Source organism: Arthrobacter sp. NEB 688 (assembly GCF_013201035.1).
Lineage (GTDB): Bacteria > Actinomycetota > Actinomycetes > Actinomycetales > Dermatophilaceae > Phycicoccus.
Genome location: NZ_CP053707.1, coordinates 223267 through 237053, shown reverse-complemented (window position 1 = coordinate 237053; position 13787 = coordinate 223267). Strand labels below are relative to the sequence as shown.

14 protein-coding genes are annotated in these 13787 nt (G+C 74.4%); 11 read left to right on the top strand and 3 right to left on the bottom strand.

Features of this window, described 5'->3' with window-relative positions; genetic code table 11:
• The first annotated feature begins 82 nt into the window (after positions 1 to 82).
• The 4 genes from HL663_RS01115 (at position 83) to HL663_RS01100 (ending at position 5303) form a co-directional block, all read left to right on the top strand.
• Complete coding sequence (locus HL663_RS01115) at positions 83 to 511, top strand: CBS domain-containing protein (RefSeq protein WP_173026669.1); 429 nt, start codon at positions 83 to 85, stop codon at positions 509 to 511.
• Between the two features lie 403 nt (positions 512 to 914).
• Positions 915 to 2648, top strand: a complete 1734-nt coding sequence (locus HL663_RS01110; RefSeq protein WP_173026668.1) for a serine/threonine-protein kinase — start codon at positions 915 to 917, stop codon at positions 2646 to 2648.
• Positions 2645 to 4105: a threonine/serine exporter family protein gene (locus HL663_RS01105; protein ID WP_173026667.1), complete on the top strand. Its 1461-nt coding sequence runs from the start codon at positions 2645 to 2647 to the stop codon at positions 4103 to 4105. The genes HL663_RS01110 and HL663_RS01105 overlap by 4 nt, the downstream gene beginning before the upstream one ends.
• 55 nt (positions 4106 to 4160) lie before the next feature.
• On the top strand, positions 4161 to 5303 hold the full coding sequence (locus HL663_RS01100; RefSeq protein WP_173026666.1) for an LCP family protein: 1143 nt from the start codon (positions 4161 to 4163) through the stop codon (positions 5301 to 5303).
• Positions 5304 to 5314: 11 nt separating this feature from the next.
• On the opposite strand, the gene csrA is transcribed toward HL663_RS01100, so the two are convergent.
• The 3 genes from csrA to flgN are packed head-to-tail and all read right to left on the bottom strand — an operon-like array spanning position 5315 to position 6592.
• On the bottom strand, positions 5315 to 5632 hold the full coding sequence (csrA, locus tag HL663_RS01095; RefSeq protein ID WP_173026665.1) for a carbon storage regulator CsrA: 318 nt from the start codon (positions 5630 to 5632) through the stop codon (positions 5315 to 5317).
• A gap of 34 nt (positions 5633 to 5666) precedes the next feature.
• Complete coding sequence (gene fliW / locus HL663_RS01090; protein ID WP_173026664.1) at positions 5667 to 6071, bottom strand: flagellar assembly protein FliW; 405 nt, start codon at positions 6069 to 6071, stop codon at positions 5667 to 5669.
• A gap of 8 nt (positions 6072 to 6079) precedes the next feature.
• Positions 6080 to 6592, bottom strand: a complete 513-nt coding sequence (flgN, locus tag HL663_RS01085; RefSeq protein ID WP_286175836.1) for a flagellar export chaperone FlgN — start codon at positions 6590 to 6592, stop codon at positions 6080 to 6082.
• A 249-nt stretch (positions 6593 to 6841) separates the two neighbouring features.
• Here flgN and HL663_RS01080 point away from each other — a divergent pair, with 249 nt between their 5' ends.
• From HL663_RS01080 to flgL, 7 genes are all read left to right on the top strand, one after another.
• Complete coding sequence (locus HL663_RS01080) at positions 6842 to 7705, top strand: sigma-70 family RNA polymerase sigma factor (protein ID WP_173026662.1); 864 nt, start codon at positions 6842 to 6844, stop codon at positions 7703 to 7705.
• Between the two features lie 157 nt (positions 7706 to 7862).
• Positions 7863 to 8690, top strand: coding sequence for a flagellin N-terminal helical domain-containing protein (locus tag HL663_RS01075; RefSeq protein ID WP_216842644.1), 828 nt, complete (start codon positions 7863 to 7865; stop codon positions 8688 to 8690).
• Positions 8691 to 8782: 92 nt separating this feature from the next.
• The gene (fliD, locus tag HL663_RS01070) at positions 8783 to 10648 is read left to right on the top strand and encodes a flagellar filament capping protein FliD (RefSeq protein WP_173026661.1); all 1866 of its coding nucleotides are present in this window, start codon (positions 8783 to 8785) and stop codon (positions 10646 to 10648) included.
• Between the two features lie 13 nt (positions 10649 to 10661).
• Entirely contained in the window at positions 10662 to 11045 is a 384-nt protein-coding gene (gene fliS, locus HL663_RS01065) for a flagellar export chaperone FliS (RefSeq protein ID WP_173026660.1), read from the top strand.
• Between the two features lie 2 nt (positions 11046 to 11047).
• Positions 11048 to 11356, top strand: coding sequence for a hypothetical protein (locus tag HL663_RS01060; RefSeq protein ID WP_173026659.1), 309 nt, complete (start codon positions 11048 to 11050; stop codon positions 11354 to 11356).
• Between the two features lies 1 nt (position 11357).
• A complete protein-coding gene (flgK, locus tag HL663_RS01055) occupies positions 11358 to 12728 on the top strand; it encodes a flagellar hook-associated protein FlgK (RefSeq protein ID WP_173026658.1) in 1371 nt (456 codons plus the stop codon).
• Positions 12729 to 12765: 37 nt separating this feature from the next.
• Positions 12766 to 13665: a flagellar hook-associated protein FlgL gene (gene flgL, locus HL663_RS01050; protein ID WP_173026657.1), complete on the top strand. Its 900-nt coding sequence runs from the start codon at positions 12766 to 12768 to the stop codon at positions 13663 to 13665.
• Positions 13666 to 13787: the final 122 nt, after the last annotated feature.

Genomic DNA, 13787 nt, shown 5'->3' with positions numbered 1-13787 from the left:
CACCGCGAGGACCGTCCCACGGGGTGGCGGGGCGCCCCTCCTTCCTCTGGCGCGTCCCGCCGGGAGTCCCTACGGTTGGGCCATGAGGATCGCGGACGTCGTCAAGCGCAAGGGTGATGTGGTCGTCACGGTGCGGCCCGACGCCACCGTCACCGAGCTGCTGGCCCTCCTGGCCGAGCACCGGATCGGCGCGGTCGTCGTCAGCGGTGACGGCTCGACGGTGCACGGCATCGTCAGCGAGCGCGACGTCGTGCGGCACCTGCACTCCGACGGCGCCGGCCTCCTCGACGCCCCGGTGGAGCGGATCATGACCGCCGACGTGCACACCTGTACCCCCGAGGACTCCCTCGAGGACCTCGCCTCGCGGATGACCGAGCGGCGCATCCGGCACGTCCCGGTCGTCGTCGACGGCGCACTTGGCGCGATCGTCAGCATCGGCGACATCGTCAAGTTCCGGATCGACACGCTGCAGGCCGAGCGCGACCAGCTGCGCGACTACATCCAGCAGTAGCCGGCCGGTACATCCAGCAGTAGCCGGCCGGCGTCGCCCCGGTGTGCACAGATCGACGCTTTCGACGATCGGTGCACGGTCCGCTCGCGTGAGGTGTGCAGAAATCGACACTTTCGACGATCGGTGCACGGTCCCGTCGCGTGAGGCGTGCAGAAATCGACACTTTCGACGATCGGTGCACGGTCCGCTTGCGTGAGGTGTGCACAGATCGACACTTTCGACGATTGATGCACGGTCCGCTCGCGTGAGGCGTGCATAAATCGACACTTTCGACGATCGGTGCACGGTCCGCTCGCGTGAGGCGTGCAGAAATCGTCGCTTTCGACGATCGGTGCACGGGGGAGGGGTGATGGGGGCTGCACCCGTCCAGCGCGCACCCAGCCCCAGCGCCTACCGTGGAGCCATGACCGCCGACGCCCCCGTGGACGGACATCCGTCCCCGGACCCCGACGACCCGGGGACGCATGCCCGGCTCGGGCCGTACCGGCTGGTCCAGCGCCTCGGCGAGGGCGGGATGGGCGTCGTCCACCTCGGGCTCGACCGCCACGGCCGGGCGGTCGCCGTCAAGGTCCTGCGCGCCCACGTCGCCCACGACCCCGACGCCCGCCGCCGCCTGGCCCGCGAGGTCGACACGCTCGGACGCATCCGCAGCCCCTTCGTCGCGCCGGTCGTCGACGCCGACGTCGACGGCGACACCCCCTACGTCGTGACCCGCTTCATCGACGGGCCCGCGCTCGACCACCACGTCGCGGCGCGCGGCCCGCTGCCCCCGCCCGAGCTGCACCGCCTCGCCGACGGCCTGGCCCAGGCGCTCGAGGCCATCCACGCCGCCGACGTCGTGCACCGCGACGTCAAGCCGGGCAACGTCCTCCTCGTCGACGGCGACCCCGTGCTCATCGACTTCGGCATCGCCCACGTCGTCGACGACGTGCGCCTCACGAGCGTCGGCCTCGTCATGGGCACGCCGGGCTACCTCGCGCCCGAGGTCGTCCACGGCGACGACGTGACCGACGCGACCGACTGGTGGGGATGGGCGGCCACGACCGCCTTCGCGGCGAGCGGCACCCCGCCCTTCGGCAGCGGCGGGATGAACGCCGTCCTGGCCCGGGTCGCGGCCGGCGAGCCCGACCTCGTCGCGGTCGACCCCCGCATCGAGCCCCTGCTCTATGCGGCGCTCTCGCCCTACCCGGACGAGCGGCCGCACCAGCACGAGGTCGTGCGCGCCCTCGAGCGCTACGCCCGCGGCGAGCTCGCGACCTCGGCGATCGAGGTGCGCCGGGCCCGGCCCGCGACCCAGGCCCTCCCGGCCGCCGGCACCGCGGTCCTCCCCGCCCCGGTGGGCCCCACCACCCCGGCGGCCTCCGCCGCGCTGCCGCCGGTGGCCCCCCGGGTCCAGCGCCAGCCGCAGGTCCAGCCCCTCCCGCCGCCCCCCACCGGCGCCGGCCGCCCGGGCCCGCCGCCCCACGCCCTCCCGCCCGCCCCCTATACCGGCGAGCGCGACGACGACGTCCTCGAGGCGCGCACCGACCCGCGCATCGGCCTGCCGACCCGCTCCGGCGTGCTGCTGGCGCTGCTCGCCCTCCTCGCCGGGCTGGCCGCCGCGGCGCCGCTCGTCGCCCTCGGCGCCCTCGCGGTGTGGATGGTCCTCGCCCGCACCGCCGACCGGTCGGTCACCTCCCTCGTCGTGCGCCGCCACGAACGGGGCGCGCGCGGCAGCGACGTCGCGGTCGCCGTCGTCAGCAGCCCGTGGCACGCGGTCGTCGGGGCCGTCGGCACCCTCGTGACGCTCGCCCTCCCGCTGCTCGTCGGGGTCTCGGCGATGTTCGCCGGCGCCCTCGTCGTCGGGGGGCTGACCGGCGGGTCGACCCGCGCCGACGGCGTCGTGCCCCTCCTCGCCGGCGGGGTCTTCACCGCCCTCACCGCGTGGTGGGGGCCCGGCGGCGCGAGCCTGCGCCGCGGCAGCCGCAGCCTCGTGCGCGGAGGCACGGCGCACCCCGGCGTCCGGCAGGTCCTCGTCGTCGCGCTCCTGCTCGGCGGGGCCCTCCTCACCGCGCTGACCGTCAGCCGCGGCGGGCCGTCGTGGTGGCCGCTCCAGGAGGCCCCGGGCTGGGTCGACCAGGTGGTGCCGCAGCTGTGAGCGACCCCCGCACCCGGCGCGCCCGCATCCTGCGCGGCGACCTGCCCACCGAGCCGATGCCGATGGCCGACCTGCTGCGCCGCACGCCCTACCGGCACGCCCGCATCCCCGGTGCCTCCGCGCCCGACCCGACGATCGAGCGCGGGCTCGACCTCGCGCTGCGCGTCGGCGCGCTGATGCTGCGCTGCGGCGCCGGCGCGCCCCAGGTCGAGGGCGCGATCGCCGCCACGGCCGCCGCCGCCGGGGTCGACCAGGTCGAGCTCGACATCACCCTCCAGTCGATCCTCGTCCAGGCGCGCAGCGCCGAGGGCCGCCAGCACACGATGCTCAAGGTCGTGCGGCACACCCGCTTCGACTACGCGCGCCTCGTCGCCGTGCACCGCCTCGTCGAGTCGCTCGTCGCCGGCGAGGTGACCCCCGAGGAGGCCTCCGACCGGCTCCGGCAGCTCAAGCGGACCCCGCGCACCTACCCGAAGTGGGCCATCTCGCTCGCCAACGCCGTCCTCGCCTCCGCCGTCGCGGTCGTCATCGGCGCCAGCGCGCTCGCGGCGCTCGCGACCATCGGGGTCGTCCTCGCGGTCGCCGGGATCGCCCGGCTGCACGCGCGCGTCGACCTGCCCGAGTTCTACGGCAACGCGATCAACGCCTTCGCCGCCACGCTCCTCGCCGGTGGCCTCTACGCGATCGGCGCGACGGGGGGCATCCCCTTCGACGAGAGCGACTTCGCCTTCGTCGTGGCCGGCGGCATCGTCGCGATGCTGCCGGGGCGCACGATGGCCTCGGCGATCGAGGACGTCATCTTCGGCTACCCGCTGACCGGCGCCGGGCGGCTGCTCGCCGTCCTGCTGTCGCTCACCGGGCTGATCATCGGCATCGCGTCCGGGCTCGGCGCGATGCTCACGCTCACCCGCTGGACCAGCAGCAGCTTCGTCTCACCGGACGTGCTGGACCTGCGGGTCACGCAGGCGCCGATCCTCCCGGCCCTGCTCGCCTCGCTCGTCGTCGGGCTGGCCGCCGGTGTCACCGTGCAGAGCCGCCGGGAGCTCATCCTCCCGATGGGGCTGCTCACCATCGTCGGGGTCGCGGTCTCGGCGGTGCTCACCCGCGGCCCGGGGGTCGGGTCCGTCACGGCCACCGGCATCGCGGCCGTCGTGGTCGGGGTGCTCGGCCGGCTGCTGGCCCAACGGATGGACGCTCCCTCCCTCGTCCTCGTCGTGCCCGCGAGCTTCGGCCTGCTGCCCGGCCTGACGATCTTCCGCGGCCTCTACGAGCTCGTCGCCCAGGGTGAGGACTCGGGGCTGCTCACCTTCCAGTCCGGTCTCTCGACCCTGCTGTCGGCCGGTGGCGTGCTGCTGGCCATCGCGACCGGCACCGTCCTCGGCGAGTACCTCGCCGCGCCGTGGGACCGCCACGTGCGTGGGTCGCGCCGCCCGCGCACCGACCAGGTGCCGCGCTGAGACACGCCTGAGGCCGGTCCCGGGGCGTCCGGGACCGGGGCCTACCCTCCTGCCCATGCCCTCCGCGTTCCCGCTCGCGTCCCCGCGCCCCCCGGCCGCCCGCCGGCGACCCGTCGCCGTGGCCTCCGTCGCCACCGCCGCCCTGCTCCTCGCGGGATGCACCGGCGACCCGGCGCCGACGGCGTCGTCGGCGGCCCCCACCACGGCGACGACGAGCGCCACGCCCTCGCCGAGCCCGACGCCGGCCGCCCTCACGGTCGAGGGGGCCGACGCGGCCCTGACCAAGGCCGTCGCCGCCGTCTACGAGGGACGCACCGGGGTCGAGGCGAAGGCCTCGCTCGGCACCTGGGGCAAGGAGAAGGTCGCGGTCGTCACCTCCGGTGACGACGTGACGCTGGCCGTCGGGCCGCGCTGGAAGGTCGTCGGCGGCTGGTGGCCCTCGCTCGACAAGGGCCCCTCGCTCGGCAAGGGGCCGCGGTTCGTGCTCGTCATGGGCAGCGACTCCCGCTCGACGAACCTCGAGGGGAGCCGGGCCGACACCCTCCAGGTCGTCGGCGTCGACGGCAAGGGGGGCGCCGGCGTCGTCGGCATCCCGCGCGACCTCTACGTGCCGCTGTCGACCGGCGGCTCCTCGAAGATCAACGCCGCGTTCGCCTACGGCGGCGGCCGGGCGCAGGTGCGGACGGTCGAGTCGCTGAGCGGCCTGCCCCTCGAGGGCTACGTCGTCACCGGGTTCTCCGGCTTCCGCAAGATCGTCGACGACGCCGGGGGCCTGCCGCTGACCATCGCCCGCAGCTTCACCTTCCTCGGCCTGCTCGACGTGAAGAAGGGTCGCCAGACCGCCGACGGCAACACCGTGCTGGCGTACGCGCGCGAGCGCAAGTCGCTGCCCGACGGCGACTTCGGCCGCTCGCGCCACCAGCAGGAGATCATCCTCGCGGCGGCCGCCGCCGCGAAGAGCCAGGGCGTCGGCTCGCTCGCGCGGGCGATGACCATCACCTCACGGCACTCCGAGACCGACCTCGGCGCCGAGGAGGCGCTGACCTTCCTCGCGACCTTCTACCGCGTCGACCCGAGGAAGATCGGGCACACCGTCGTCGACGGCGCGATCGGCACGAGCGCCGACGGGCAGTCCATCGTCAAGGTCACGTCCTCGACGCGCACGCCCTTCCGCCGGCTGGCCGACGGCCGCCTCTGACCGACCCGGCGTCAGGCGTCGCGGGGCGGCCGCGGGGCCGCGGGGCGGGCGGGCGCCGGCGGGGTCGTCGGGGCGGGCGCCGCGGCGGGTCGCGCCGGCGGGGTGACGTTGCCGAGCGCGCGGGCGAGGTCGCCGGCCGCGCCGGGGCGGGCCGAGGCCTCCTCGTTCGCGGCGCGCACCGCGAGGTAGATCTCCTCGCGGTGGATCTGGACGTCGGACGGCGCCTCGATGCCCAGGCGCACCTTGTCGCCACTGATCTCGAGGACGGTCACGACGATGTCGTGCCGGATGCGGATGGCCTCGTGCGGCCGACGGCTCAGGACGAGCACGACGACACCCCCGAGGGACGCGACGCGGAGAGGGTCATGCGGCCACCAGCGGCGCGCGCAGCGGGTGGTCCTGACCGGTGAGGACGACCTGCTCGGCGTCGGAGGTGCGGGTGTTGACGACGAGCGGCGCGAGGAGGTTGGCCGTCGAGCGGGTGATGTCCTCGGCGATGGTCACGACGACGAGGACGAGCGCGTCCTCGGCGGTGCTCAGGTGCAGCCGCCCGGCCGTCGCGTCGTCGATCTCGGGGTGGTAGTCCGGGAAGAACGCCGCGGCGTCGGCCGTGACGAAGCTCGGCCCGCTGTCGCCGACGGGCGCGAGGTCGAACAGGCCGGTCGCGACCGCCCGCACCTCGTACTCGGTGGCGGGGAAGCCGACCAGCCCCTCGGGCAGGTGGATGCGGCGCACGTCGAGGTCCGCCTCCTGGGTCTGCTGGGTCATCGCGTCCCTCACGTGGTCTCGTCGAACAGGCGCCCGGCGGTGTCGCGGTCGCGGGTGCCGCTGGCGGTGTAGGTGGAGCCGGCGCCGCTGCCGTGGAAGCGGGAGAGCGCCTCCTCGATGGCCTGCGCGCTCGAGGCGAGCAGCTCGCGGTTGGACAGGGCGGCCTGCAGGAGGGCGGCCGTCGCCTCGCCGAGCGCGTTCCGGTGCTCGGCGAGCACCTGGTCCCAGGGGGCCGGCACGGCCTCGGTCAGCTCGCGCAGGCTGGCGTCGGGGGAGAGCCCCAGCGCGGTGGTCAGGGGGACGAGGTCGACCGAGCGGGCGAGCTCGGAGGAGCGGATCGTCGCGATGACGTCGTCGACCTCGCGGGTCGAGCGGGCGAGCCACCCGGAGCGGGCGGTCTCGACGAGGGCCCGCTGGACCTCGATGCGGTAGGCGAGCACGTCGAGGAGCTCGCGGGTGCGCCACAGCGACTCGGACAGGTCCGCGCAGGCGGCGGCGATGTCGGTCTGGCTGTCGGGCACGGTGTCCTCATCGGGTCGGGGGGAGCGGACTTGAGCGGCTCCGCGGCACGGATCCGGGGCAGGTCCTCCCAGCCAGTCTGCCACGCGCGCGCGTACGCGTGGCGCAGGCGCGGATCGGCACGACAACCGGCCGTTCGGACGACCCCCACCGACCGGTCGGAGACCCCCGTGGTGGCCGAAGGTCCCGAAGTCGGCCCCGAGTCCTTCTACGGCTGGCGACATGCCCGGGACTCCCTCGACAGTGGGTCCATGACCACCACGGCCTCCCCTGCGGCCTCCCGGCACGACGTGGACGCTCTCTGCCGAGAGCACCTCCCGATCGTCACCTACGAGGTGCGCTCCCTCAGCGCCCGCCTCCCCTCCCACGTGGCGACCGACGACCTGACGTCGGCCGGCCTCTTCGCCCTCGCGTCGGCCGCCGAGTCGTTCGACGCGAGCCGGGGCGTCCCCTTCGGTCGCTACGCCGCGACCCGCATCAAGGGCGCGCTCCTCGACGAGCTGCGCTCGATGGACTGGGCGACGCGCTCGGTCCGCACCCGGGCCCGCCACCACGACGCCGCCCGGGGGGCCCTCACCTCCGAGCTCGGCCGCGAGCCGGGCACGCACGAGGTCGCGGAGCGGCTCGGCGTCGGGGTCGAGGACATCCGCCAGGTCTCCGAGGCCGTGCACCGCTCGGTCGTCGTGCGCCTCGACGCGCTCGTCGACGCCGGGATCGCCGACGCGGCCCTGCCCCGCGACGAGCGCACCCCCGAGGACGTCGTCGTCGAGCGCGAGCGCGAGAACTACCTCACCGCCGCCGTCGCCGCGCTGCCCGAGCGGCTGCGCATCGTCGTGCGCGCCACCTTCTTCGACGACCGCCTGCTCAAGGACGTCGCCGAGGAGCTGGGCGTCACCGAGTCCCGGGTCTCGCAGCTGCGGGCCGAGGCGCTCGGGATGCTCCGTGACGGGATGCGCGCCACCCTCGGCGAGGAGCGCCCGGCCGCCGCGGCCGCCGCGACGACCGCTGCCGCCCGCCGCCGCGCCGGCTACTACGCCGACATCGCCCAGCGCGCCACCCTGGCGCAGCGGGGCACCCTGGCCGGCCGCTCGGCCGGCGTCCGGCACGCGGGCTGAGCCCGCGCACCACCCCCCGAACGTCCCCGGCGGAAAAAGTCCGACCGGGGCCTCAAGTCCCTCACGGCCCCGCCGATGAGGGGAGTGCCGCCCCGACTGGGAGCGGCACGGATCGCCACGGACGGCGGTCCGAGACCCCATCCAAGGAGGAAACATCATGGGTCTGCAGGTCAACACCAACGTCGCCGCTCTGAACGCCTACCGGCACCTCAACTCCACCCAGAGCTCGATGAACACCAGCCTCGAGCGCCTGTCCTCGGGTCTGCGCATCAACCGCGCCGCGGACGACGCCGCCGGCCTGGCGATCAGCGAGAAGCTGCGCGCCCAGACCAACGGCCTCTCCCAGGCCACGTCCAACGCCCAGGACGCGATCTCCCTCGTCCAGACGGCTGAGGGTGCGCTCAACGAGACGCACTCGATCCTCCAGCGCATGCGTCAGCTGGCGGTCCAGTCGGGCAACGACACGAACACCGCGGACGACCGCACCGCGATCCAGAGCGAGGTGACCGCCCTCAACGACGAGCTCGACCGCATCGCCAGCACCACCCAGTTCAACGGGCAGAACCTCCTCGACGGCACCGGCGGCACCGCCGGCACCTTCACGTTCCAGATCGGCGCCAACAGCGGCCAGACCGTCGACGTCGCGTTCGCGCAGGCCGACACGACGACCCTCGGCACCGACGCCCTGGACGTGTCGACCTCGGCCGGCGCGGCGACCGCCCTGACCGCGATCGACGCCGCCATCAAGACCGTCTCGGGCAACCGGGCCGACCTCGGTGCGGTGCAGAACCGTCTGCAGCACACCATCAACAGCCTGAGCGTCGCGTCGGAGAACGCGGCCGCCGCCGAGTCGCGCATCCGTGACACCGACATGGCGAAGGAGATGAGCTCCTTCAGCCGGAGCCAGATCCTCTCGCAGGCCGGTGTCTCGATGCTCGCCCAGGCGAACAGCGCCCCGCAGTCCGTCCTCAAGCTCCTCGGCTGAGCCTGAGCACTGACTGACACCGTCGCCCGGGTCCGGCTCTCGCACGGACCCGGGCGCACGGTCAGCCCCAGCAGCGAGGAAGGAACAGGACCATGGCGGGAGTCGACGGGCTGATCTCCGGCCTCAACACGACGCAGATCATCAGCCAGCTGATGACCGTCGAGCGGCAGTCCGGGGCCGGCCTCACCAAGGGCAAGAACGCCAGCCAGACGATGGTCGGCGTGCTGCAGAACCTCAACACGCAGATGCTGTCGCTCCGCGACGCCGCGAAGTTCTTCGTCCCCGACCCGCTCCTCAAGACCTCGGGCTGGACGACGACCACCTCCACCTCCTCCGCGCCGACCGCCGTCTCCGTCGTCACCGACGGGACGGCCCTGCCCGGGACCACGACCTTCACGGTGTCGAGCGTCGCCTCCGCCGGGTCCGCGGTCTCGAAGGGCACGGTCGCCTCGACCTCGACAGCGGTGGCCGCCGGCCCGGTCGTCGCCGCCAAGGGCCTCGGCGCCCTCGGCGCTTCCGCCCTCCTCGCCGGCACGACCCTCTCCGCCGGGTCCCACACCGTCAAGGTGACCCAGGCCTCCGGCGCCGCGACGCTCTCCGGCGTCCCCCTCGGGTCGACCGTGACCATCGGCTCGGGCGCCCAGATCGTCGTCGACCTCGGCTCCGGGCCCCAGAGCATCAGCCTCGCCGCCGGCGTCTACACGCCCTCGCAGCTCGCGTCCGAGGTGACGAGGGCGGCCGGCGGGACCCTCACCGCGACCGCGGGCGACGACGGGGCCCTGCGCCTGGCCACGACCCGCGAGGGCAGCGCGGCCTCGCTCCAGGTCGTCTCGGCGGACCCCGCCCTCGGCCTCACCGACACGACGACCACCGCCCACGGCACCGACGGCGTCGTCGAGCTCGACGGCGTCGCCACGACGCTCAGCGACGTCGCCCCGGGCTCGACGGTCACCCTCACGGGGACCGGCACGGACGAGCTGCGGATGTCCCTCGCCGGCGGGCTGCGCACGGGCACGGCCACCGTCGCCGACCTCGGCGTCGCAGCCGGTGCGACCCTCGGCCAGGTGGCCGCGGCCGCGACCGGCTCCGCCCTCGGGCTGAGCGGCACCACCGTCAAGGTCGGCGACGCCGCCTACAAGCTCCAGCTGAGCTCGTCCACGACGGGCGCCGCGTCCGACGTCATGGTCTCCGGCGGCGCGTTCGGGACCAGCGGGCTCGGCGACCTCGTCGAGCTGCAGACTCCGAGCGACACCGTCCTGCGCGTCGGCACCGGCCCGGGCGCGTTCGACGTCCGCTCGGCGAGCAAGGACGTCACGGGCCTGCTGCCCGGCGCGACGATCACCGCGACCAAGGCCGACCCGACGACGCCGGTCACCGTCACCGTCACCGGCGACTCCTCCGGCATCGCGGACAAGATGCAGGCCCTCGTCGACGCGGCGAACTCCGCCATCTCGTTCATCGGGGCGCGCTCGGGGTTCAACGGTGACACCAAGACCGCCGGTGTGCTGCTGGGCAACTCGATGACCCAGAACATCGTGCGCCGGGTCACCGACGCCGCCGTCGGCGGCTCCGCCTCGCAGCCCTCCGCCGCCGGCATCACCGTCGGGCGCGACGGCAAGATCGCCCTCGACCGGACCGCCTTCCTCGCGGCGTACGCCAAGGACCCCGCCAAGGTGACGGCCAACCTCACGACGATGGCCTCGACCATCGTCGACGTCGCCCAGCAGGCCGCCGACCCCCTCAAGGGCTCGCTCACCAGCGCGGTGAAGTCCGAGCAGGGCCGCATCCGCGACTACACGAACCAGATCGCGTCCTTCGAGACGCGGATGTCGCTGCGCGAGGACACCCTCAAGCGGCAGTACGCCGCCCTGGAGTCCCTCCTCGGCACCGTCAAGTCCCAGGGTGAGTGGCTGACCGGCCAGCTCAAGACCCTTCCCACCAACTCGAGCTCGAACTGAGCCAGGAGCCGACGTGACCACCACCGCCACCCTGCGCCGCCTCTACCAGAGCGACTCCGTGACGACGGCCTCGCCGAGCCGCCTCGTCGTGCTCCTCTTCGACCGGCTCGTCAAGGACCTGCACCTCGCGCTCGTCGGCATCGAGGCGCGCGACGTCCAGCGCTCGCACCACGCCCTGCGCCACGCGCAGGACGTCGTCAGCGAGCTCTCGTCCTCGCTCGACCTGCGGATGTGGCCCGAGGGCCGCGGCCTGGCCGCCCTGTACACCTACGTCGAGGAGCGCCTCGTGCAGGCGAACGCGACGAAGTCGGCCGAGATCGTCACCGAGGTGCTCGAGCTCGTCGAGCCGGTGCGCGAGGCGTTCACTGCCGTCTCGGCCACCGCGGAGGCGTCGTGACCGTGGCCGACCTCTCCTGGGACGACGCGCTCGACGCGGTCGAGGGCGACCTCGAGCGCGCCGAGCTCGCCCTGCGTGCGGGGCAGCTCGACGACCTGACCGACGTGCTCGGCCGCTCGCCGCGCCCCGCCGGCCGGCTGCCCGAGCGGCTCGGCCCCCGCGCGGCCTCCGCGCTCGAGCGCACCCGAGCCCTCGAGGCCGAGGTCACCGAGCGGCTCGCCGCGACGGTCCGCGCCCTCGGGGCCGACCAGCGCCGCCCGCACACCGCCCCCACCCGGCAGACGCCGGCCTACGTCGACGCGAGGGCCTGAGATGTCCAGCGCCTCCTCCCTCGGGATGGGCCTGAGCGCCCTCCAGGCCGCCCAGCGCGGTCTCGAGATCGCCGGCCAGAACATCAGCAACGTCAACACGCCGGGCTACACGCGCCAGCGCATCGACCAGGCGGCCGCCTCGAGCACCGACGTGCCGTCGATGTTCGGACGCATCCCCGCCATCGGCGAGGGCGTCGTCGTCCTCGGCACGACCCGCATCCAGGACCAGCTCCTCGAGGTCCGCGCCCAGCAGACCCGCGGGGCCGCGACCGCCGCCACCCAGGTCGCCAACGGCTACTCGATGGTCGAGTCGGCCTTCGGCGAGCCGGGCGACACCGGGCTGCAGGCCGGCATGGCCGAGTTCTGGAGCACCTGGGGCGACCTCGCGACCGACCCGACGAGCAGCGCGGCCCGCACGAGCGTCCTCGAGGAGGGCGGCCGGCTGGCCTCCCAGTTCCGCGAGCTCGCCGGCCGGCTCTCGACCCAGTGGGGCGGCACCCGCGAGGCGCTCAACTCCTCGGTCGACCGCGTCAACCGGCTGGCCCAGGACGTCGGCGACCTCAACGACGCGATCCGCGCCTCCAAGGTCGCGGGCGTCAACACCTCCGAGCTCGAGGACCGCCGCGGCCAGCTCATCGGCCAGCTCGGCGACGTCGTCGGCGCCATCGCCCAGCCGATGGAGGACGGCACGATGACCCTGACCGTCGGCGGGTCGGTGCTCGTCTCCGGCGCGCACGTGAGCAGCCTCGCCGTGTCCGGCCCCTCGACGGGCCCGGGCGGTGCGAGCCCGGTGTCGGTCGTCTGGGCGGCCAGCGGCACGCCCGCCACGGTCGGCGCCGGCGAGATCGGCGGGATGCTCACCACGCTCGACAGCACCATCCCGACCGTCATGTCGCGCCTCGACACCGTGGCCGCGTCCCTCGCGAGCACGGTCAACGCCCGGCAGGCCGCCGGCTACGACGCGACGGGTGCCCCCGGGGCGCCGTTCTTCGCCGGCACGAGCGCGGCCTCGCTGCGCCTCGCGCCGCTCACCGCGTCCGGGGTGGCCGCGTCCTCGGCGCCGCCGCCCGCCAGCGACGGGAAGAACGCCGACGGGATGTCCGCGCTCTCGGAGCTGCCGTCCGGTCCCGACGCCACCTACCGCGACCTCGTCGTCTCCATCGGCGTCCAGGTGCAGGGCGCCTCGCGCCGCGCCGACGTCCAGACGGCGCTCGCCGGGCAGGCCGAGTCGGCCCGGCTCGGGGTCTCGAGCGTCAGCGTCGACGAGGAGATGGTCTCGCTCATGGGCTTCCAGCACGCCTACGAGGCGGCCGCGCGCTTCATCAGCGCGGTCGACGAGACGCTCAACACGCTCATGCAGATGGCACGATGATGTCGTCCGACGCCTCGCCCGTCACCGGAGGACCGTGATGAACCGCGTCACGCCCAGCGCCACCCGCCAGCAGGTCGTCTCGTCGCTGCAGGCCAGCCTCGCGCGCCTGCAGGCGACCCAGGACCAGATCAGCTCGGGCAAGCGCCTCGGCAAGCCGTCCGACTCGCCGACCGACACCGCGACCGCGATGTCGCTGCGGTCCGAGAGCCTGCGCAACGAGCAGCTCCAGCGGGCGATGGACGACGGCGCCGGCTGGCTGGCCAGCGCCGACTCGGCGCTCATGCAGAGCGGCCCGCTGCTGCAGCGCGCGCGCCAGCTCGCGCTCGCCGGGACCAACGACACCAACAGCACCGACGAGCGCGCCGCGATGGCCGCCGAGGTCGACCAGCTGCGCTCGAGCCTGCTCGACGTCGCCAACACCCGCTACCTCGGCCGCGCGGTCTTCGCCGGCACGCAGGACACCGAGAACGCCTACGCGAGCAGCGGGGCCTACCTCGGCAACACGACCGCGGTCGAGCGCCGCATCACGACGGGGCCGGACCGGCTGGAGGTCAGCATCGTGGGACCGCAGGCCTACTCCACCCTCTTCGCCGACCCGAGCGACCCGGCCGGGGCCGGCATCCTCCAGCGGCTGTCCGACGCCCTGCGCAGCGGCGACAAGGCCGGGATGGAGCAGGGCCTGCGCGACCTCGACGCCGCGAGCTCGACCCTGCGCACGAGCCAGAGCATCATCGGCGCGCGCACGACCCGGCTGGAGTCGGTGCGCAGCGTCAGCGAGACCGCGGCGACGCGGGCCTCCGTGCAGCTCTCGACCGTCGAGGGCATCGACCTCGCGAAGGCGCTGACCGACCTCAGCGTGCAGCAGACCGCCTACCAGGCGGCGCTCCAGGCGACGGCGAAGGTCGTCCAGCCCTCGATCCTCGACTTCCTGCGCTGACCCCACCTCGGTAGGCACCCGGAGGGGCGTCCGGGGGAGCGGACGGGGGAGGTCCGGCCGAGCGTCGGAGACCGCCTCGGCCGTTCGGCCACACCGCGACAGGGGCCTCAAGTCGCCTCCAC

Coding starts and splice junctions, on each gene's coding strand:
- HL663_RS01115 (WP_173026669.1), top strand. CDS start 83: ATGAGGATCGCGGACGTCGTCAAGCGCAAGGGTGATGTGGTCGTCACG.
- HL663_RS01110 (WP_173026668.1), top strand. CDS start 915: ATGACCGCCGACGCCCCCGTGGACGGACATCCGTCCCCGGACCCCGAC.
- HL663_RS01100 (WP_173026666.1), top strand. CDS start 4,161: ATGCCCTCCGCGTTCCCGCTCGCGTCCCCGCGCCCCCCGGCCGCCCGC.
- fliW (WP_173026664.1), bottom strand. CDS start 6,071: ATGACCCAGCAGACCCAGGAGGCGGACCTCGACGTGCGCCGCATCCAC.
- HL663_RS01080 (WP_173026662.1), top strand. CDS start 6,842: ATGACCACCACGGCCTCCCCTGCGGCCTCCCGGCACGACGTGGACGCT.
- HL663_RS01075 (WP_216842644.1), top strand. CDS start 7,863: ATGGGTCTGCAGGTCAACACCAACGTCGCCGCTCTGAACGCCTACCGG.
- fliD (WP_173026661.1), top strand. CDS start 8,783: ATGGCGGGAGTCGACGGGCTGATCTCCGGCCTCAACACGACGCAGATC.
- flgK (WP_173026658.1), top strand. CDS start 11,358: ATGTCCAGCGCCTCCTCCCTCGGGATGGGCCTGAGCGCCCTCCAGGCC.
- flgL (WP_173026657.1), top strand. CDS start 12,766: ATGAACCGCGTCACGCCCAGCGCCACCCGCCAGCAGGTCGTCTCGTCG.